The following is a 20956-nucleotide window of genomic DNA, read 5'->3' as shown; positions in this document are numbered from 1 at the left end:
GTTAACGATCATCTCCGCGCGTTGGCCAGCCCGGGCGGGAGCCCGGACGCCCGCGTCCACCGCTCCCGCGTCACCGCAACCTAGCGCGGGTCCTTCGCGAAGTAAGCGTGCTCGATGAGTAGGACCTGCAGGCCTCTCCGCCGGACGCGCGGTTGCTCGCCATAGGGTTCGGGCTTCCGTCGGATCAGCTCTCTCCGTTGCCTTTGTTCGCTCCTCCGCAAAAGGAAGTCCAGGCTCCATCGAGCGCAGCCAGGGGTTCGCCGCAGCTAGACTGGCCCGTTCCGTGCAGCTGAAGTCGAGCTGGAATCATGCCCTCTTGTTTGTGCCATGCTGAGCATAGCTAACTTCCTCAACCGAGCCAATTTGAACGGTTCTGCAGATACGATCGGCCTTTGGTCCGTGACCATATCAGCGACTAGATGGGCCGCCCCCGGCCCGATCCCAAATCCATGGCCCGAGAAGCCGCTGGCGATTACCAAGCCCGAGATTTCGTCGACCGTATCGATCACGGGCACCGCATCCGGCGTGACATCGATAGCGCATCCCCAGCTTTCCTCGACTTTGGCATCGGCAAACTCTGGGAAAACTTTCCTTAGGTTGTTCAGCCCCTCGCTAAGAATTTTTTTCGAAGGCTTTGGGTTGAGAACCCGCGTCGTTTCAAAGGGAGTGACCTCATCCGATCGCCACGTCTTCGGGGTGTTCATCTCCCTAAAGAACTGACTGCTGAAGCGCAGTCTTATTTCATTCCCTTCCGACCGAAAGGCGGGAAGGAACTGGAAGAACAAACGGAAGCTATCCGGAACGATTTGCGCAATGTTCGCGTTTTTCTGAGCAATCGTATAGCCACCATCAAGGCGCTTGCGAAAAGCGAAATCCCGACCGGCGACCGCACACTCAGGAGGTCCGTCGAGCCGCTGCGTGCGCATGACCGATCCGATGACTTTCAATTGCGGGAAATCGAAGCCCAAGTTGCCGCAGAATAGTCTCGTCCAGGCGCCGGTCGCCAGGACGACGGACTTGCAGCGAATCTCCCCATGCTCCGTTACGACGGAATGTACCGAGCCCGCCGCTGTTTCAATGCAACGCACAGCACAATCTTCAATGATCTGCCCGCCGCGCGTGCGTAATGAAGCCGCCATGGCTTGCGTCGCCATGGAAGGTTCCGCGCGTCCATCGCTTTTGGTAAATAGCGCACCCTCCCAATGACCCTTGAGCGTTGGGAACCGCTCTTTCAAACCACTTTGCCTAATTAGGGAGGAATCGAGATCATGCTGCTTGGCGAATGCTAGCCATTCTTCGTACTTTTGGATGTCCTTCTGGTCTTTGCACAAATAGTAGATGCCGGTTTCGCGGAATCCTGTCTCGATGCCTGTAAACGCGTTCATCCCAGCCCATAGCTTTGCGCTGGCGATAGCCATGGGTATCTCGGCTGGATCGCGCCCCATCTTGCGCACCCATCCCCAATTGCGGCTGGATTGCTCGCATGCGACATGACCTTTTTCACACACAACGACAGACAGCCCGCGTTGTGCAAGGAACAGGGCGGTGGCAGTTCCGATGATTCCGGCGCCTACCACGACAACATCCGCTCTCGCGGGTATCGGCCTAGGCATCTGATTTGTTTGGTGAGAAACAGAGGAAAATTCGGTGCTCGGATAGGTCATTTGTTGGATCCGCCCACTGCTCGATCAGACAGCGACCCTGCCATGGCCGATATGGCAACATGCAATGCAACCATTCCCGGATCGTCGGTTCCGACCCCTTTGGATGGCTCAAGCCGCAGCCTCCCCATGATTGCCGGGCAACCGCGAAACTCCGCCAGCGCGTCAGCGGTCGCTTGTTGCGCTGTGGCTCTCATCTTTTCTGTAGTTGAGATCCCCTCGATGTCCCTTGCTACCCGAGCTATTCCATCAAGCACCGTCTTGTCGCCAAGTCTGGCCTTTGACCGGGCCTGCATGGTCTCAAGGGCATTTGACAATGCGGGCGCCATCTCGATCCAGGCAACTTCGTGTTTCGCCGACCAAGTCTTTCCCAGTGTGATCAGTCCCGTCATTACTACGGCACTCAGGCTTGAGCCCGAGGTCCGCGCGATGGTTTTTGCAATCCGCATTACGCTCTCGCCCACGTCATCCGGGTAAAGGGTCTCATCGGCAAGCAACGCCTGTGAAACTGTCGCCAAGGTAGTGCCCATGTCACCGTCACCACCCGCAGCATCAAGCTTGTTAAATCGATCTTTGTTCTCGACGAGCGCTAGTGCGACGCGCCGCATGGCTGCGCCGACATCCGTTCCCGTGAAGACGGTCGCCATCACGCTCTCCACAGGGGACATTGGGCAGGGGCATTCAACAGACCGAGCAGTTCATCGTCGACCTGCATAACGGTCACCGAGGCGCCCGCCATTTCCATTGAAGTCGCGTATTCACCAGCAAGTGAGTAGGCGATTTTCAGACCCGCTGCCTCGAGCAGCTGGGCTACTTTGCGGTACAGGATATAAAGTTCTTCCAGCGGTGTGGCGCCAAGACTGTTGACTAGTACCGCTACCTCGGTCCCCGCTACGGGTTTGAGATCGTTCAGCAGTCGCTCGACCATCTCTGCGGCAATTTCGTCAGCGGGTTTAAGCGCACCGCGCCACAATCCTTTCTCCCCGTGAATGCCCATGCCCATTTCAATGGCATCTCCTTCAAGATGAAAGGTCGGCTCGCCCGCCTGCGGTACTGTGCAGGCCGATAGCGCTACTCCTATGGACCGGCAACCAGCCATGGCCTTTTCAGTCACAGCTTTCACCTCAGGTAGACTAAGTCCCCTTTCCGCCGCGGCTCCAGCAACTTTGAATGCGAATATGATCCCGGCCACACCGCGACGGGTCTCGGCTCGATCCTTGTCTGCACTTGCAACGTCATCGGCCACAATCACGGTGGCGCAGTCCTTGCCCTCAGCGGTCAACGTGTCATTGACCATGCCAAACACCATAGTGTCGCCGCCATAATTGGCAATGACCGACAGCACGCCGCCGCCGCGGTCAGCAGCGTTCAGGCTCTCGGATATATCGTCGTACGACGGGCCGGCGAACACATGCCCGACAGCACAGGCATCCAGCAGTCCTTCTCCGACATATCCGGCAAACAGCGGCAAGTGGCCAAAGCCACCGCCGGAAACAACTCCAACTTTGCCTCCGGCCTTTTTCTTGGCCCGTTCAACGACCCGGCCGTTGCTGCCGGAGATTTTGTAGGCACCCTGGTGCGCCAAGCTCATCCCCGCCAGCGCTTCATCCACATATTTCTCAGGACTGTTGATCAGCTTCTTCATGTTCTCGCTCTGCCAGTCTATCGCTTCAGTACTTGTCCGGCGGGGCCACAAGCCACCTGCAGTGTTTTCAAAAGCCCTCGCAATCCGGTTGGGCCCGGTATTGGCATGGGTAAATGAGAGAGCTCGCCAGGTTGTGGAAATCAGCCATGGACTTCATTGGGCCAGCAACCCCGGCGCAGGCACAAACAGGCCACCACGCTCACGTTCCAACGTCCGTCCGATGCGAAGTGCCAAGGCATCGTCGAATTTTCTGACAACAATCTGCAGGCCAGCTGGCAGGCCATTTGATGTCAATCCGACCGGGACTACTAGGCTGGCGAGATCGAGATAGTTCACCAGTCTTCCAAAATGATTGGGAGGCTGGCTTTCGTCTACCTCGCCAAGCGGTACTGGACTTCGATGCGAGCCAGGCGCGACGAACGCGTCAAATCCTGCTGCCGCTTCCTGAAAGCCGATCTGCGCCAGCCGGCGGGTTTCGAGAAGGCGGTAGTAAGCCGGTCCGCTGATGTCGCGGCCGCGGCTGATGCGTTCTGCAATGACCGGATCCACCGGGCTGTCCGGATGTTCGACATAAGCGCTGAGAAAGGCATAGCTCTCGACGCTCATAATGTCGCCGCCACGGCCGAGATAATCGCTGATGGACAATGGCAGAGCGATTTTGTGGAATTGGGCGCCAAGAGCTGTCAGATCGGCGATTGCGCGATCATGCAGCATCCGGATGTCGGGCTCGACGCCTGCCAAATCCCGCTCGTGGAGCATTCCGATCCGCAGGCCCTTCACGCCGTCCTCGATCGTGGTAAGGGAACGCACGGAGGGAACGTGCCACGTGGCGACATCGCGAGGATCCGACCCCACCATAGCTTCCAACAGAAGCGCGGCGTCACGGACGGTACGGGTCATCGGTCCGACGCTGTCATGTGTCGGGCATAGCGGCACGACACCGCCGCGCCCGACTAGCCCGACTGAAGTCTTGAGGCCGACGATTCCGCACCAGGCGGCAGGCGTGCGGATCGAGCCGCCAGTATCGGTACCCAAAGCGGCTGGGGCGAATCCACCAGCGACCGCAACTGCCGAGCCGCTGCTTGAGCCGCCTGCAACGACATGAGTGTCCAGACCCCAAGGATTGCACGGCGCGCCCTGAACTTGGTTTGTTCCCCATCCGCCATAGGCGAACTCAACCATGTTGGTGCGGCCGATGGCGATCATGCCTGCGGATTCGAGCTTTTCGACGGCATTTGCCGATCGGATTGGCAGCCTGTCATTCAGAGCGTTGGAGCCAGCATGCGTGCCATGCCCGGCCTGATCGAAGATGTCCTTCACGGCTAACGGCACGCCGAGCAGAGGGGACGTGGAATTTCCGTTAGCTCGTGCTTCGTCCGCGGCTCGGGCGCGTGCCAGCGCGCCGTCCTCATCGACCTGACAAAAGGCGTGCAGCCGGCCATCCAATGCCGCTATGCGCCTGACGAGCTCCGTTACAGCTTCCACGGACGACAGTTCCCGCCGAGCGAAGCGTTCCGATAGTTGCTCGATTGACCAGAACGGGTCAAATGTCATTGAACAAATCCTCTGGTGTGCCGCTAGGCGGCCGATCCGCGACTTCCGATCACCGCGTCAACGACCAAGACTGCCGCTACGTTGACGACGACGATGAGCGACGACACGGCGAACACCGCCGGGCTAAAGGATGTGTTCGCCTGCTGGAAAAGCCAGATGGAGAGCGGGAAGACATCGACGGAGTAGAGAAAATAGCTGAGCGTGAATTCATTGAAAGACAAGATGAAGACGAGGATGGCGCCGGAGGCGATACCGCCGCTGGCAAGCGGCAAGACAATCTCCCGAAAGACCTTAGGCGCGGAAGCGCCAAGCGTCATCGCAGCCTCCTCCAACATCGGATCAATGCCGCGCATCGCCGCCATGCAGTTGCGCATGAGGAACGGCAGTCCGATGATCGAATGGGCAACGACGATCTGAAAGATGCCAAAATCGAGACCGGAGGCGCTTACCAGAACCAGCAACGCAATTCCAAGCACAACGGCTGGAAATATCACCGGCAGACCGATCAACTCTTCGATAAGCGTCTTGCCGGCGAAACGATATCGCACCAGCGCATAGGAGGCCGGGACACCAGCAAGCACGCACACAAGCGAAGTTAGGGCCGCGATTTCCAGGCTAACAAGCAGTGACTCCCGCAATCTCCCGATCCCGGCGTCCGGGCCGACCAGCATTGTCCAGACCTCCTGATACCAGCGCAGTGAAAGCGCCGGCGGCGGAAACTGCAACGTCTCGCCGCTGGTAAACGAAATCACCAGGACCATACAGATTGGTGCAAGCATCAGCGCCAGCAGCATGCAAGTGATGCCATTGACAAGCTGCCACTCGATTCCGAAGCGCCCGGTTGCGGTCGGCATGCTCATCCCTTGATCTCCACGTTGGTGCGGACGATGAGGCGGTTGAGCGACTGCACGGCGAGTGCCAACAGGATCAGCAAAACCGATAGCGCTGCACCGAGCGGCCAGTTGGAAAGCGAGCCCATCTGATCGCGGATTACGACCGCAATCGTCGTCACCTTCAACCCGCCCAGCAGCAACGGCACGACAAACGCACCCGTGTTGAACCCGAAGACAAGAATGGCTCCCGCAGCCATGCCCGGCCAGGCCAACGGCAGAATTATGTGCCGATAGGTTCTGATCCGGTTTGCTCCAAGAACATTTGCTGCCTCTTCAAGCGATAGAGGAATTGAGCGCAGCGCGGCGGCGGCGGGCAAGACGGCGAGCGGGATGCTCGTCTGTACGAGCCCGAGCATGACACCCGCGCGGTTGAAGAGCAGCGAAAAAGGCCGTTCGATTCCGGTTGCGGCTGAAATCGCTTGGTTGAGGAGCCCATTCGGCCCGAGAATAGCCATCCAGCCGAAGCTTTGCACGAGCAGGCTGATGATCATCGGCAAGAGGATTGCAATCAGCACGAGCCGTCGGGCGATTGGCGATGTCGTCCGTGTCAGGAAAAGCGCGATGGGGAAGGCTACGAGCGTCGTAATCAGAGCGCTCAGCAGCGCCATCCAGATAGTGTCTATTATGATGCCGAGGTTTCTGGAGCTGGCCAATTGCATGTAGGCCCTCAAACTCCAGCCTGTCCATTCGGCATTCCGCTCTCCGACGCTCATGCGCAGGACGACCAGGGCGCAGACCAAGAGGAGACCGATCAGCGTGCCAGCCGGAAGAAGAAGAAGCCTGATCGGCGGCTTGCGGATCGGCGCGTTTTTTTCCTTCGACGGGAGCGGAGCGACGGGGTTCTCGATCGCGGTCATTGGCTAACGATTCTCGCTTTGCCGGAGTCAATCGTAACCCAAGCGGTCTCGCCGGCGGATGAGGCAAGTCTGTTTTCGGTCGACTGCGCAATGAGCGTGTTGCCACCGGGAAGTGCGATCTGCCAGCGGTGGAGACCGCTGCGAAATTGCGACGACACCACCCTGCCCTCAAAAGCGCCGCCGGGGTCGGCGGAATGAACGATTGTCTGCTCGGGTCGAAAAATCACAAACGCTCCTTCAGCTATGTCGCTGCAGTTTGCGACACGAATTGCCAGCCCGGCATCGGTCTGTACCAGCGATGTCCCGTCCGCCTGATCGAGCACGCGCGCGATGCGAAGGGTGTTGGTGTCGCCGAGAAAATCGGAAACAAACCTAGAATTCGGTGCCTCGTAGATTTCCTCCGGGGTCCCGGCTTGCAGGATCTTGCCGGCACTCATGATGATGACGCGGTCCGACATCATAGAAGCCGTTTCCTGGTCGTGCGTAACATAGACTGCCGCAATGCCGAGCTGCTTTTGGATAGCCCTGAGTTCGACCGCCATGTAATCGCGAAGGCGCCGGTCGAGTGCCGCCATTGGCTCGTCGAAAAGGACCAGCGCCGGTTCAGTCACCAATGTCCGTGCCAAAGCTACCCGCTGAAGCTGCCCTCCGCTCAGCTCGCTTGGCCGTCGTCCTGCAAATCTTTCCGGCGAAAGCTGTACGAGTTCCAACGCTTTGGCGACTTTGGTTTCGATCAGGTTGCTGGCGAGACCCTTCATGCGCAGGCCAAAGGCGACATTCTGTTTGACGCTCATGTGAGGAAAGATTGCCAACGACTGGAAGACCAAACCGACATTGCGCTTGTGCGGCGGCTTTCCCGCAACGTCTTTGCCGAGAATGCGAACCTCTCCGGAAGTCGGCGAATCCAATCCCGCAATGATGCGCATGATCGTCGTCTTGCCGCAGCCGGAGGGACCGAGGATTGACATGATCTCGCCCGGTAGCACGTCCAGATCGATATGGTCGACTGCCCTCACAGCACCATGAGCAAAGGTGCGTGAGAGGTTGCGGATCTCAAGGACAGGATTCTGTTCCATGTCACCTCAGAAGATTGCACTTGTGAAAGATGATGCGGGCCGGTGTTGGGCCAAGTGGCCGACCCAACACCGAACCTGATCTTACATTACTGCGTCCGTGTAGCGCTGGATCCAGTCGTCACGCACCGAAGCAAGGAAGCCAGAATCCAGCCTATTGGCGCGTTCCTTGATCACTGCGGGGCTTGGAATGAACGGGCTCTGTTTTGCCTTGTCCGACAAAATTGCATCTTGGTTGATTGGACCGTACCAGACCTCTTCGGCCATCTTACCTTGCACCACTGGATCAAGAGCGTGATTAAGAAATGCATTCACGGTTGCAGCATCGCCTGGGTGGCCTTTCGGGATGACCATGTACTGAAGATCCACGAAGAAACCTTCGGCGAGATCATACGTGCCACCAATGTTGAACTCCGGGTTCGGGATGAATGTCGAGAAAGTTAAAGGAGACATTACACCTGCTGCATTCACAGCGTCCGAACGAAACAAGTCGGCGATTTGGTTCGAGTTCGTTGTGACGGCCAAGGCCTTACCCTTCATCTTTTTCAGCAGTTCAAATCCTGGGTCAGGATTCTTGAGGTCACCGCCAGCGGCCTTCGCTGCGACAATTATTAGTTCAAGCGCACCGAGATTATCCGGTGTGGGAAGTACGATCTTACCCTCATTGGCCGCGTTCCAGATTACATCGTAGGATTTCGGTGGGGTGGTATAGCGGTTCGTATTGTAGATAAGGCCATCACTCCAAAGGAAGTAGCCGATCCCATGACCATTGGCACCGGTTTGATACTTGGGATCGACCCGGGAAAGGTTGGCGATTGCGCTAGTATCGGGCTTTTCTAGAAGCCCGGCTTCGGCCAAAGAGTCCGCGCCAAACCCCGATAGGACGACGACATCATATTGCGGCTTGGATGCGGACGCCTTGATCTTCGCAATCATATCTGATGTGCTACCGGTAAGGTCGGCAATGACCTTGGCGCCGGTCTTTGCCTCGAAGGTTTGCATAATGTTCTTTACGGCGGCCTGGCCAGTCGGATCGGACCACGTAAGGACCCTAATCTGCTTTCCCGCAAACTCCTGTGCAGAGGCTGATCTGATCAGAGGTGATGGCAGCGTTGAAGCTGCAATTGCAGCCGAGCCAGCAAGAAAGCTTCTGCGGTCAACGCGGATATTGAAGATTTTGTCTGTCATGCTCTTTACTCCCTTTGTTAGGACCCCTCTTAGTTTCTGATCACTTGATCAGAAGTGCACGCCCGTTCGAACCGGTGAGGCGCTCAACCCCATTGCCCGTTACGACGACAGTTTCACTGATGCCAAACCCACAGGCCAGCGCCAGCATGTGGAAGGCCATGCCTTCCTTTAGTTCCCAATCTTCCTGTTCATTGAAGTCGAGCGCTTCCCACTCTGCAGTCTTCGGCGGGAATCCGATGCCGGTCGAGTAGCCAGTTCGGTTGTAATATTCCGGCCGAATTTTGCGGATCGGCTTTCGCACCAGCGCGTCGACTTCCCGAGCTGAAGCACCAGGCTTCATCGCAGCGATGCCGGCATCCTGAGCCGCTATAACGATATCGGCGGCTTGCCTTACCTCATCCGACGCGTGGCCGATGGCCACCGTGCGCATTTGGGTTGCATGATAGCGCTCCAGACATCCGTAGAGCTCGAAGAGCACCAGTTCGCCACGCCGGATGATCTTCGGGCTCCAGTTCGCGTGGCACACATTGTAGCGGTATCCGGACATGATATGGTGTGGCAGGCCGGTGTATTCGCAGCCGGCGTTGACGCCTGCCGCGAAAACCGCCGCTGCCACTTGGGCCTCCGTGGCTCCGTCGCAAATCGTCGCAAACGCGACCTGCTGCTCGATCTCAGCGATTTGTGCTGCACGTCGGATGTAGCCGACCTCGGCAGGTGATTTGATCACCCGCACGCGATCGACAAGCAGGCTCGCATCAACGATGGTGGCCTCGCTAAGTCCACAGGCCAGTGCATCTGCGATTGCAGATGTCAAAAACCAGCATCTCTTCTCTAATCCGACGCTTTTGCCGGCGGCACCGAAATCGCGCACCAGGGCGAGCGTTTTTTCCGCGAGGTCGTCGCCCTCCTTCCAGGTGGAGGCGTCCGAGAGCCACGAATATTCGTCGACATTGCCCTTTTCCAGAAGGCGCAACAGCAGTTGCGGGTCACCGGACTGAGCGAGCACGGCGGTCTGATAGGCGAAATAACCGGACGTCTGGTGGCCGGTGAGGTAGTAGATATTCTCCGGAGCGTGCAGCAAAAGAATATCGATGCCCCGCACCGACATTTCTGACTGCACCCGCGCCACGCGCGCCTTAAATTCTTCGGTTGTAAACGCTTGCCGTTTCCCGGTCATGTGCTCATCCCATGTATGTGCATTTAAAGTGCCGAAATAGAGAGCTGAAAGTGGCGGCCTTCGCGAAACGAGGTGTAGTCGGCGGGAGGGTGCCGTCCTGACCATGCGATCCGTGAAGGCCGCCTGGGCCGCTGCTCGCCACCGACGAGCACCCGGCCTGATCCCGGTTGCGCGACCTGGGATAAGCTTGTCGTCCGAATGTCTCAACTTCATCAATGGCGACCGGATGCTGGTCAGAGGCAGCAAAGGACACCCGGAACCCTTCCGACTGCTTTAAAGCGCCATCTGCCATTGGTCCCACCCAGCTAGCTCGACATCCATCCTTAATCCATACTTCCACATTATGGGATTTACAAGCATATTCTTTCATATAATGATGTTTGCGATCAAAAACGTTCATTCGTGTTCGCAGGCGGCAGCAGCTCCATGACCATTGCCCGACATTTTGCAGATTTCCTTTTCGACGTTCGCGAGATCAAGGGCCCCGCTACGGAACAAGCGAAGGCGGCGGTTCTGGATTTGGCGACTGCTGCGCTCGCCGGCGTCAGTGAAGATGCGACGGTCGCAGCACGAAACGCGGCCTTCATGATCTGGCAGCATGGAAATGCCCCAATTTGGTTCACCAAGCACCGCACCAGTGCGGCTGGCGCGGCCTTTGTTAATTCAACGAGTGCGTCGAGCCTTGATCTCGATGATGGTCATCGAGCGGCGGCTGGACATCCCGGGGCGTCGATTATTCCCGCTGTTATGGCCACAGCAGCGGAATGCAAATGTGCGACCAACCGAATATTACCCGCGATCGCGCTCGGCTATGAAATCGCGGTCCGCGTGGCTGCCTCCCGGGATTTCGCGACCCTGACGACACTTGTTTCAGGCCCATGGGTTGGCTACGGGGCTGCCGCTGCAGCAGCGTGGTTGCGCGGTCTTGAGCCCCGCGCAATCGAGCAGGCCATTGCTATAGCGGGCTCGACCGCGCCGAACCTTTCCGCGATCGCATACTCGAAGGTGATGGGCAACCACGTGAAAGAGGGTATCCCATGGGCAACCGCTACAGCTCTGGTTGCGGTCGAACTCGCGGCCCAGGGCTTTACCGGGCCTGACGACCTACTGGACAACGAAAGGGTCTTCGACCGCGGTCGCCTGCTCGATGGGCTTGGAACCGAGTGGGCAATCAACGGCATTTATTTCAAGCCTTACGGTTGTTGCCGTTGGGCGCATTCTGCGATTGATGCGGTCCTGGCTCTTAAGGCTGAGTATGGGCTGCATGCCACCGAAATACAGGCGATAGAAATAGAAACGTTTTCATGGGCACTTCGTCTGAACAACGAAGTGGCGCCACGCACAACAGAATCCGCCCAGTATAGCGTCCCCTTCTGCGTGGCTATGGCGTTGACAAAAGGAGCCGAGGCGCTTTTGCAGATCACGAACAGGGACTTAGCTGATTCCGGTACGATCGCACTTGCGAGGCGAATTCAGTTGCTGGTTGATCCCGGCTTTGACGCGATATTCCCGCAGTCCGTTCCAGCACGCGTGATAATAAGGACGAAGAACGAACGGCTGCCTAAGGAGGTTCTCGCCCCACTGGGTGAGCCCACAAATCCGATGGGCTGGGCTACCTTGGAGAACAAATTTCGAAACGTGGCACGGCCCAGACTGGACGAGCAGCATCTGGAAAAGTTTCTGGTGGCATTTCGGGATCTTCGAGATGGCGAGCTAGGGAGCCTGATGGAGACGTTGCAGCGACCAATTCCGCGCTTTTTGCCGATAGGTGAGCCCGCGCTCGAGGCGAAGTGCCAATAGCCCTGTCGCTAGCCACGTTGAGAGCGGTCGTGATAGTTGGGTGACGATCTTGCGGATTGTTTTGATCCGTCGGCTGGTTGATCGAGGTGCACGTGAAGACGACGAACGAAAGCGAGGAGAAGGCGACTGGAACCCAATTGCTGGACCGTTCCATCGCTATCTTGAATCATCTTGGAGAGCTCGGCCGTGGCGGTGCGCGGGTTTCCGAGATTGCTGAAGCCTTCGGCCTAAACATGTCGACGGCACATCGCATCATCACCGGCCTTGAGCGGCATCGCTACATCGAGCGCGACGACACTACAAAGCGGTACAGACTGGGGCTGGCCCTGTTTGCGCTCGGAGCCAAAGCTGCGGACACGACGGGTATGCGACGGGTTTGTCATCCTGCTTTGCTGCGGATTGCGGCCGAAACGGGTGATACTGTCTTTCTTATGGCTCGCAACGGCTTCAACACCGTCTGTGTCGACCGACAGGACGGCGGCTACCGGATCGACAGTCTCACCGGACAGGTCGGTGGCCAGATACCCCTTGGGGTGGGTCCCGCCAGCCAGGCGATCTTGGCCATGCTGCCACCAAACCAAGCCGAGGTCATTCTAGAAACCAACGCACCACAATTCGAGCGCTACCATGGATTGACAGCGGACGAAATCCGGCATGCGCTGCCAGAGATCCGCGGGCGCGGCTATGCCGTGGATGACGGGCACCTTGTGGAAGGAATTTCAGCGATAGCGGTGCCAATCATCCTAGAAAGCGGAAATGTAGCAGGCGCGCTCGCCATCAACATGACTAGCGCAAGGCTGCGGAGGTGCAGCGTAGGCGACTTCGTTCAGATTCTGCGACGTGAAATCGACGAAATCGAACGCACGATGAACCCACACGATGTTTCGATTGCCAGTTAAGCTGGCAACCTTGTCAGAGCGGAGAGATATGGAGATGGAAGCCCCTGTTCACTACAATTTGATAGGAGACACAGGATCGCGAGCCCCTGCAGTACATTGAGGCTGTGCGGGCGGCAATCACCCAGCCCCTGGAGCACGAGCCCGGTCGAAGGCCAAGATCAACCGCCTCAAGACGATCGATGTACGGGCGCCGCCGATCCACTTCTCAGGAGCCGACTGCTGGAAGCGGCTTGACCCAACTGGACAAAGAGACACCGAAAAAGTAGTCCCCGCATAAAATATGCGGAACAAGCCAGATAGTCGGGCCAGAGGTCAGGCGGAGCTATATCGTGTCTAGGCTTAATTCGTGACAACGAAAACCAGCGCGGAGATGCTTCCCAATGATTTTGAGCACACATGCAGTCGTTGGCGGCGCGATTGCCAGTCTATTTCCTTCCGATCCCATCCTGGTAGCCGTGGCTGGCTTTGCGAGCCATTTTGCGATCGATGCCATTCCGCATTGGGACTACCCGCTTCGGTCGATCTCAGTTGGGGAGGGTGCCGACAATCGGCGCCTTAGATTGAACCGAGACGTAGTAATCGATCTGATCTGCATTGGTGTTGACGCCTGCGCAGGCCTAGCGCTCGCGATGTGGCTGTTTGCTACACCTTCTTCAGCTTGGGTTGTCTCGCTCGGCGCCGTCGCCGCAATCTTGGCGGATCCGCTGCAGTTCGTGCATAGCATCCATCCACGAGAGCCCCTTGTGTCACTCCAGCGCTTTCATGAGTGGATCCACTCCAACCGTAAGTTGGGTTGGAGGTTAGGGATCAGCTCTCAAATAACTTTCGCCGCCGTGGTGTCTTCGGTGGCACGCGCCTTCAATTGAACAAGCAGTTCCGTTAATCGGCAGGTAGATTCCGAAGTGAAAGCACAGCGGCTACGCCGCCGGCCTTTCATGGCTCGGGAGAGAGAACCTTGAGCGTTGTCTTTGACGACGGAGCATCCACGATCGATCGAATCCGCCATAACTTGGTTGGCTGAAGATGCCGCGCTCTGGAGGCGCTCGGTCATGTCGTGCGTCGTCCCGACCAGGGAATTCTTGGCCTCGGTGGCCCTTGACATCCTGTCATCCGAAGAACTGGCACTGCGCGAGAAGGGCGAACAGCCGAACCGAGGGGGCGCCGCGGATGAGCTGCCTTCCCGCCATCAAAACACTTATAGGCCTCGGTGTTTTAATCGCGCGACTGCCAGTTCGTCCTCATCCCCGCCGCCCAGTCCGCTTCCTTGGGCCGGCCGGAACCCGCAAGAGGCACTTGGGCGACAGCCCGCGGCATCGGCATCGAGGCCGTGTTCTTTTGCTCATGCTGATCCTAACCTGCTGGGACTCCATGGCTCGGGCAACCAAAGAGCAGTTCTCCGTACATGGCTAATCGATCCACACTGCTAAAGACAACTGCATTCTGTTTTTGTCTGCAATCTAACGATGTCGAATATGCGACACGGCAGTTATGGCGCTATCGTTCTGATACAAAACATTTTTCCCTTTGGCACGGAACATGCTTGATTAGCAGCAAATGCATCGCAGTAAGGGACTAGGTTTTGCACTGAACCGCATGATAGCGGTCCGCACGAACGAAAGGCTGACAAGTGGTCTCAGCAGTTTCTTGAAATTGGGTTTCAGCTTATTGTAGGTCAGAGATGGTGAATACAGCTCTAGTTACCGGAGGTTCGGGATATTTTGGGGAATTGTTGACCAAACAGTTACTTGAGCAAGGAACCCACGTTCGCGTGTTCGACCTAAATTTCCCTGGCTTCAGTCATCCTAATCTGGAATTTTTCAAAGGCACGATCCTGGACCGTAACGCGGTCAAACAAGCAGTCTCCGGCGTCAAAAAGGTGTTCCACAACGTTGCCCAAGTGCCTTTAGCCAAGGATGTGGACCTATTCTGGTCCATCAACAAGGACGGTACTCAGATCCTTGCCGACGAATCGGTTGCGGCAGGAGTCGTGAAGCTGATCTATACTTCTTCCAGCGCTGTTTTTGGCGTCCCCAAAGCGAATCCCGTCACAGAGGATACAGTGACCAATCCTGCTGAAGACTACGGACGCGCAAAATTGGCAGGAGAAATGATTTGCAAGGAGGCAATGCAACGCCATGGTCTGGATGTGGCGATTGTGCGCCCGCGGACCATTCTCGGACACGGCCGCCTTGGCATCGTCCAAATTCTCTTTGACTGGATAGAACGGGGCCTCGACATTCCAGTTTTTGCTGGCGGGAATAACAGATATCAGTTCGTTCACTCGGATGATTTGGCCTGGGCATGCATTGCAGCATCGGATATGCGGGGATTTGCGGAATACAATATTGGGGCGGCCGAATTTGGCACAATGCGTGAACTTCTGCAGACGGTAATTGACCATACTGGAACCGAAAGCCGTATCAAGTCTATTCCAATGAGGCCGACTGCCCTTGCAGCGAATTTAGCAAGTACGCTCGGGCTTTCTCCCTTGGGTCCCTACCATTCGCTTATGTACGGGCGCTCGATGTATTTCGATATTTCGAAAGCGCAGAGAGAACTTGATTTTATGCCGAAGTATTCTAATTCTCAGATGATCATCGAGACTTATAATTGGTATCAGGCCAATAAGGCCTCTCTGAGCAAAGGCGGAGCGTCACGCCATAAGTCGCCGGTCAAGCAGCAGATTCTGGCACTGGTTCCTTACGTATTGCGGATGGCCCCGGGATGAATACGCCACCTGTGATCATGGTTCTTGCTGCGGGTTTGAATTCCTGTATCGGCAATATGTTGCTGAAATGGAGCCGGATCTCACTGCCTACCGACGCTGGACCAACCGATAAGTTTCTCTCAATTAGCTTTATAGGCGGATTGCTATTTTACGGCATCAACGTGGTGTTTTTTGCAAAGGCTCTCGACTCCATGGAGGTGTCCGTCGCCTATCCGATTTTGGCGGGTTCCGCGTTTGCGATGCTGGCGGTTGCATCATACTACATTTTTGGAGAACCGTTCCATCTGTCCAAACGGATTGGCCTCAGTCTTGTCTTGGCCGGTATTATTCTTCTGGCTCGAGGAGACTGAAATGGTATTCGATCGAGTGATTGTGGCAACACTGATACCTGCGTGGCCACTACTCGACGGAGAAGAAAAATCAGCCGTAGTAACTGAAGTCGTACCGAGCGTCACCCGAGCCATTGCAGGTGCGCCCTTTCATATTCGCTTGGCGGTTCGAAGCGTTTCGATCTTCCTGAGCCTTTGCGTCTTAGTGATTTCAGCCGGCGCGGGCGGTCCGTTGGCAAGCGCGCTTCGCGCAGACAGGTTTTATAATCTTCTGCAGAGATCGCCCGGTCCCATGACATCCGTCGTGCGCCTTTATCGATCGATGACGCTGCTCGCATTTTATGAGCAGATGCCCGTGGCGGCAAGACTGTTATACGTACGGCCTGCAGGGAATTAAGGCTTTGACATGAAAGGCCGTTTTCAACCGGGCAACGCACTGCAACTGGAAGCAGATGCGGTGATTATCGGCTCTGGCGCGGGCGGTGCCAGCGTAGCAGATGTGCTGACAGCTGCTGGCATTTCTGTAATCATGCTTGAAGAAGGTAAGCATATTCCGTCATCATCAGCTTCTCCTATCGCAAGCGAGGCATTTTTAGCAGCCTGGCGCAGCGGAGGACTAACCGCCGCGATTGGGCGCCCCCCCATTAACTATGCCGAAGGCCGCTGCGTCGGGGGAGGAACAGAAATCAACAGCGCTATTACCCAGCGAGCCGATAGCAATCTCATTGATCAATGGCGCGAGCTCTATAAGATCGAGAATTTTACGCCGGATGAATTGGCGCAATATTACGAGCGCGCGGAGACGGCGGTAAATGCAAGCTTGACCCCCGGTCCGCTCGGACGTGCCACCGACATTCTGCGGAAGGGGGGCGAAGCGCTCGGCTGGAAAGTGTCGGAACTGAAACGGGGGCAACGTGGCTGCAAGGGCGCCAACCGCTGTTCTTATGTTTGTCCGAACGGCGCCAAGCAGTCCATGGCGGTTACCCTTCTGCCAAAGGCAGTGGACCGCGGTATGCGTCTGCTGACGCAAACGCGGGTGGACAACATACGAATTGAAAAGGGCCGTGCCACAGAAGTCCTTGCCCGTTCACGCGATCCAGGCGGACATGCCATGGCAGTGCGCGTAAAAGCCGGCATGGTGTTCGTGTGCGCAGGTGCAATTCACACCCCGGCGCTTTTGCGCCGATCCGGCCCGCGCAAATGCATTGGCAATACGCTGCGCGTTCACCCGACAATCAGGGCAACGGCGCTGTTTGATGAGCCGGTCGATGCGCATCAGTCGCGGCTCCCTCTGACGGCGATTACCGAATTCATGCCGGAACAGCGGATCGGTGGATCAGTATTTACGCCCGCGATCTTTGGCCTCTCGCTTGCGGAAGACTGGACCAATCGCGGCGATCTGATGCGGAACTGGCGTTTTTGCGGCTCATATTACGGCATGATACGGCCTCGCGGAGTTGGCTCGGTGAGGCCGCTTCCCGGCATCAATGAGCCGCTTGTTGGTTTCAAACTCGCCCCTGACGACTGGATCGCTTTGTGCCAAGTTCTCACCCGTCTTGGCCAAGTCATGTTTGAGGCCGGCGCCCGCAAGGTGTTCCCGGGCATATCCGGCCATGAAGGGTGGACGAGCCCTAATCAGGTGCATGAGTTCTGGAACAAGCCTTTGCCCAAACAGGCAACCAACCTGATGTCCATACACCTGTTTTCGAGCTGCCCGCCTGGCGAGCATCGGGATGCTTGCGCGGTCGACAGTTACGGACGGGTGCGTGGCGTCGAAAACCTCTTTGTCGCTGATGGCAGCCTCATTCCGGAAGCGCCCGGCGTCAATCCTCAAATGACCATCATGGCCCTGGCGTTCCGGGCCGCGGAAGCAGCACTCTGTCATTCCGCACAAGAACGCGCCCGGTCAGCCGCAAGAGACAGAAACTACAACCTGCGGTAACCGGGGCAGATTTCCGGGCAGTCAGGCTTGAGCGGCTTGCCTAACGAGATCCGGGAGCGGTGGAATCGGCGATTGTGCGTGTATGCCGAGGCGGCCGCCGAGATAGCGGAGAATGAGATGTCGAGCTTGATGCAGGTCTTCATCAGGCCGAGCAGGACGTCGCGGGCGTTCTTGCCTGCCTCACTGACGGTTCCGCCGGAGATCTTGCGCTTGGTGACGAAGGCGCGGATGTCGTTTTCGGACCTGTGGAGTGGGATCTCGAGACGATCGAGAACGCGCAGGAGTTCATGCTTGCGGCGATGCAGCCGGGCCAGCGTTTGAACAGGTGCTCGAAGCGGGCCCCGCAGTGCGGCTGCCCTTGGGGGCATGGATCAGCTTGGTAGCTCTTCAGGTCGCGATAGAACCACCAGATCAACTGGCGCATGATGTCGACGACGCGGCGGCGGTCGAGGTTATGGGTATTAATTTGTGGACGAGCCGCTCGGCGTGGACCCAGCACAGCGCATGCTCGCCAATGCGGAACTGGCCGGCATCATCGGATACGACGACGGTATCGGCGAGAAGCCGTGGTGGCGGATCGCCCCCCACATCGCCCCTTCGGTGGCGATCCTGACCGGGTTTGAAGACCGCGCACTTCGCCGATCAGCGCAGCAACCAGCCCGTGGAGCTGAGCGAGCGACAGGCCTTCAAGCGAATCAGTCGGTGGTAGCGTCACGCAGATGGTGAATCACGAACGTGCTCGCCCGCAAACCCCCTCCACCCGGAAATCTGCCCCGGTTACTCCGACAGAATCACAACCCGCTGAAATCACTCACCTCTTGTTGGAGCAGACACTAAGACCGGCCAGATTGCCGGTTTTAAGGCTGAGAAGAGTGTTGGGAGTGCTGACGCAGCATTGGCGAGCCTTGCAGGTAAGACCTTATGTCCTTTCTGGCTACCGGCTGTGAGGTGGTTCGCGGAGCTACGCCAACGCTTCCGCGACCTCGGTCACCGACGACCCCGCCGCACTCGCCAGGTCGACCAACGCCGCTTCTCGTTGCAACTCCACAGCCTTCGTTGCTGCACGCGCCCGGGCACCGTTGCAAGATCTTCGGCCGTCGCGGCCCCGCTTAACCCGGCGCCCCGATCGTCCCTTGCATGTTCCAATGTCATGGCTCGAAAACTCCATGTTCATCGGCCTATTGCAAGGTGCCTGGGCGCATCGCTTACCTTTAAAGGCGTATTATCGATAAATCCGCCACTTCCCTTCTTTCTCGGACACGAGCTTGTATACTGAACTGTTGTTCAGCTCCGGTTTATCCCATAAACCATCTCGCGCTGTAACCACAAGAGTCTTACAAAGATACTTTTCTTTCATAACTCTAAGATGACTTTCGGAAACCTCACCTCTGAACGCTTCGACGAAGAGGTTGTAGACTTCTGATGCCTGATTTGGCGTAAGTTGAGCTGCATAGGAGCGCAAAAACCCCAGTGTCGTTGCGCAATTTCGCCTTTGTGACAATGTTGCCCAAGAAATATTCCCTGGTCGATATGTCACGTTTGCAAAATCGAGCGGATTGTTGGCGACCGCTTCATCTGATGGCGTTAATTGCCGAACAGCTTTCCACATTTCAGGAGATGCTCTGAAAGCTGTGCCCTCTAACGTTTCGGGTCCTTGAACTCGAAATTGGAAGTCGGACAAGTATACAAACTGAGCGCCGGCCAAAATTGAAGGCGCCAGGAATACAATTGCTGTTATAGTCGTTAGACGACCGGTTAACGTGCTTTCGCCAATTTGCGAAGAGAACAGCGCAGCTGTAACCGCGATCATAACTAGCAATGATGGAATTATCACACGCCACCCCAAGTCATTATACAGAATGACGCTGTGCATAAACTGGGCGCAAAATAGTGGCGCCAGAACGGTGACAAAGATCGCCCGGTCGATGTGGGAGTATGCTGCGACATCGCCAGGGGATATCGATAATGTCCAAATAAGAAATGAGGCATACAGAATACTGAGGTCGATGATAATCAAGAACAGCCAGAAGCCTGGAAGATCCATAAGCCCGTCCATTCCCACGAATATGGGAAATATCCAAAATGCCACGGCTTTTCTGGCATTTAATATGACAGCCTGTTCGTAGACCAATACGCCCGCGCAGAGTACGGCTATGCTAACAGCGACTGAAAGTAATATGAGAACTTGAAGCAGCCGTTTGGCCCTTGCAACATCCGAAATCGACAGCCCCCCCACAATGGGTAATATCAAAAGCAGTGAGAGGCCGCCTGCCCACATGGAGCTGCCATAAGCAGAAGCAAGCATCGCCCCCGTAAACACTGCCAAGCTGACATCACGCCCGGCGTTACAATGTAGAATTCGTATGTATGCCATGATGGCAATTAAGGCTATGGATCCAGAAAATACGTGCTGGGGTGCCCATGAGGTTTGAATAATCCACGCGTCGAAACTGTATTGCTGTACCATCCATGTGTCGAGCCACGTACCAGAGACAAATCGCACGATTGGCTTAAGGGAACTGGCAAGCAAGAGCGGGAGTACCCACCAAGCGGCATCTGAGCTTCTGCTTCGTGCCACTGCCAGCCACGTTACGACAAACGTCGAGAACAACGCCGTCATGCCGGTAAGAGCAATATCGGCCTCCCAGCCGCTAGCGCCGGTGATGACTGATGAACATGCCGCGATGAAGTGCCAGACGTAGTAGTAAATAAGTGTGCTGGGAGTACCTGCTTCGGAATAGTATGGATTGCCGGGAGGCAAGCCGTTTTGAGCTATTTCATTTATAATAGCTATTTTAGCATGGTCCCAGATCGGGTCACCGACGCCGGCACTTTCCCCATAATGCTGCGGAATGATCGCGAAGGCTGGCAAAAGGCAGAGGAGAAATGCAACAGTTAACCAGGAAAAGCCAGGATTGGTCGGGGAGCGCAACAGCGGATCGACGGCGCCTTTCGATAGCCAGAGTGCGACAGCGAACAACGCAAGGACGATCAGAATAAGATTGACCGCGGTTAAAGGTAACAAATGAAAAATGGAAACACCTGCAGCGCCGAATATTCCAAGTCCGATGACCGGCGCGATAAGCAAGCGCATCCGAATATTGTTGTCGAAAAACTTCGAAACCGGAAACCCTATGGCATATCCTATGGCGCTCGAAACGAGAGCACTGGAAATAACGGAAGAAGTTTGTACTAACAATGGCGATCTCC

General features: G+C 56.6%; 19 protein-coding genes. 7 read left to right on the top strand and 12 right to left on the bottom strand.

What is annotated here, in order from left to right:
- Positions 1-266: 266 nt before the first annotated feature.
- The 9 genes from FCU66_RS28940 to FCU66_RS28900 all read right to left on the bottom strand — a co-directional run bounded on the left by FCU66_RS28940 (position 267) and on the right by FCU66_RS28900 (position 10048).
- On the bottom strand, positions 267-1664 hold the full coding sequence (locus tag FCU66_RS28940; RefSeq protein WP_246094066.1) for an NAD(P)/FAD-dependent oxidoreductase: 1398 nt from the start codon (positions 1662-1664) through the stop codon (positions 267-269).
- Positions 1661-2308, bottom strand: coding sequence for a DAK2 domain-containing protein (locus FCU66_RS28935; RefSeq protein ID WP_168992078.1), 648 nt, complete (start codon positions 2306-2308; stop codon positions 1661-1663). The genes FCU66_RS28940 and FCU66_RS28935 overlap by 4 nt, the downstream gene beginning before the upstream one ends.
- On the bottom strand, positions 2308-3306 hold the full coding sequence (locus tag FCU66_RS28930) for a dihydroxyacetone kinase subunit DhaK (protein ID WP_136620866.1): 999 nt from the start codon (positions 3304-3306) through the stop codon (positions 2308-2310). Before FCU66_RS28930 ends, FCU66_RS28935 begins: the two co-directional genes overlap by 1 nt.
- 153 nt (positions 3307-3459) lie before the next feature.
- Positions 3460-4860 carry an amidase gene (locus FCU66_RS28925; protein WP_136620867.1) on the bottom strand — a complete coding sequence of 467 codons (1401 nt, stop codon included), beginning with the start codon at positions 4858-4860 and terminating at the stop codon, positions 3460-3462.
- A 23-nt stretch (positions 4861-4883) separates the two neighbouring features.
- Positions 4884-5720, bottom strand: coding sequence for an ABC transporter permease (locus FCU66_RS28920; protein ID WP_136620868.1), 837 nt, complete (start codon positions 5718-5720; stop codon positions 4884-4886).
- Positions 5717-6610 (bottom strand): ABC transporter permease, encoded by an 894-nt coding sequence (locus FCU66_RS28915; RefSeq protein ID WP_136620869.1) that lies wholly within the window; start codon positions 6608-6610, stop codon positions 5717-5719. The genes FCU66_RS28920 and FCU66_RS28915 overlap by 4 nt, the downstream gene beginning before the upstream one ends.
- A complete protein-coding gene (locus tag FCU66_RS28910; protein ID WP_136620870.1) occupies positions 6607-7686 on the bottom strand; it encodes an ABC transporter ATP-binding protein in 1080 nt (359 codons plus the stop codon). The genes FCU66_RS28915 and FCU66_RS28910 overlap by 4 nt, the downstream gene beginning before the upstream one ends.
- A gap of 81 nt (positions 7687-7767) precedes the next feature.
- Complete coding sequence (locus FCU66_RS28905; protein ID WP_136620871.1) at positions 7768-8871, bottom strand: extracellular solute-binding protein; 1104 nt, start codon at positions 8869-8871, stop codon at positions 7768-7770.
- Between the two features lie 40 nt (positions 8872-8911).
- A complete protein-coding gene (locus tag FCU66_RS28900) occupies positions 8912-10048 on the bottom strand; it encodes a M24 family metallopeptidase (protein WP_136620872.1) in 1137 nt (378 codons plus the stop codon).
- A 426-nt stretch (positions 10049-10474) separates the two neighbouring features.
- Between FCU66_RS28900 and FCU66_RS28895 the strand changes: the two genes are divergently transcribed.
- Together FCU66_RS28895 and FCU66_RS28890 are read left to right on the top strand one after the other, a co-directional pair.
- A complete protein-coding gene (locus FCU66_RS28895) occupies positions 10475-11848 on the top strand; it encodes an MmgE/PrpD family protein (RefSeq protein WP_136620873.1) in 1374 nt (457 codons plus the stop codon).
- Between the two features lie 92 nt (positions 11849-11940).
- Positions 11941-12747, top strand: a complete 807-nt coding sequence (locus FCU66_RS28890) for an IclR family transcriptional regulator (protein WP_246094065.1) — start codon at positions 11941-11943, stop codon at positions 12745-12747.
- A gap of 814 nt (positions 12748-13561) precedes the next feature.
- Here the strand turns inward: FCU66_RS28890 and FCU66_RS41330 are convergent.
- The gene (locus tag FCU66_RS41330) at positions 13562-13798 is read right to left on the bottom strand and encodes a hypothetical protein (RefSeq protein ID WP_168992263.1); all 237 of its coding nucleotides are present in this window, start codon (positions 13796-13798) and stop codon (positions 13562-13564) included.
- A 627-nt stretch (positions 13799-14425) separates the two neighbouring features.
- On the opposite strand from FCU66_RS41330, the gene FCU66_RS28880 reads away from it, so the two are divergent.
- Genes FCU66_RS28880 through FCU66_RS28865 form a run of 4 tightly spaced genes read left to right on the top strand, consistent with a single transcriptional unit; the run spans position 14426 to position 17746 of the window.
- Positions 14426-15475, top strand: coding sequence for an NAD-dependent epimerase/dehydratase family protein (locus FCU66_RS28880; protein ID WP_136620874.1), 1050 nt, complete (start codon positions 14426-14428; stop codon positions 15473-15475).
- Positions 15472-15825 (top strand): DMT family transporter, encoded by a 354-nt coding sequence (locus tag FCU66_RS28875; RefSeq protein WP_010915920.1) that lies wholly within the window; start codon positions 15472-15474, stop codon positions 15823-15825. Before FCU66_RS28880 ends, FCU66_RS28875 begins: the two co-directional genes overlap by 4 nt.
- 1 nt (position 15826) lies before the next feature.
- Positions 15827-16201, top strand: coding sequence for a hypothetical protein (locus tag FCU66_RS28870; protein WP_168992079.1), 375 nt, complete (start codon positions 15827-15829; stop codon positions 16199-16201).
- 9 nt (positions 16202-16210) lie between these two features.
- Complete coding sequence (locus FCU66_RS28865) at positions 16211-17746, top strand: FAD-dependent oxidoreductase (RefSeq protein ID WP_136620875.1); 1536 nt, start codon at positions 16211-16213, stop codon at positions 17744-17746.
- Here FCU66_RS28865 and FCU66_RS28860 read toward each other — a convergent pair.
- Entirely contained in the window at positions 17731-18114 is a 384-nt protein-coding gene (locus FCU66_RS28860; RefSeq protein ID WP_168992075.1) for a hypothetical protein, read from the bottom strand. The genes FCU66_RS28865 and FCU66_RS28860 overlap by 16 nt on opposite strands.
- Before the next feature lie 100 nt (positions 18115-18214).
- Between FCU66_RS28860 and FCU66_RS28855 the strand changes: the two genes are divergently transcribed.
- Positions 18215-18472, top strand: a complete 258-nt coding sequence (locus FCU66_RS28855) for a hypothetical protein (protein ID WP_096459780.1) — start codon at positions 18215-18217, stop codon at positions 18470-18472.
- A 496-nt stretch (positions 18473-18968) separates the two neighbouring features.
- On the opposite strand, the gene FCU66_RS28850 is transcribed toward FCU66_RS28855, so the two are convergent.
- Entirely contained in the window at positions 18969-20945 is a 1977-nt protein-coding gene (locus tag FCU66_RS28850; protein WP_246094063.1) for a hypothetical protein, read from the bottom strand.
- Positions 20946-20956: the final 11 nt, after the last annotated feature.

It is taken from the genome of Mesorhizobium norvegicum (assembly GCF_004919685.1).
GTDB classification, from domain to species: Bacteria; Pseudomonadota; Alphaproteobacteria; order Rhizobiales; family Rhizobiaceae; genus Mesorhizobium; species Mesorhizobium norvegicum.
This window is presented reverse-complemented; position numbering and strand designations above follow the sequence as displayed.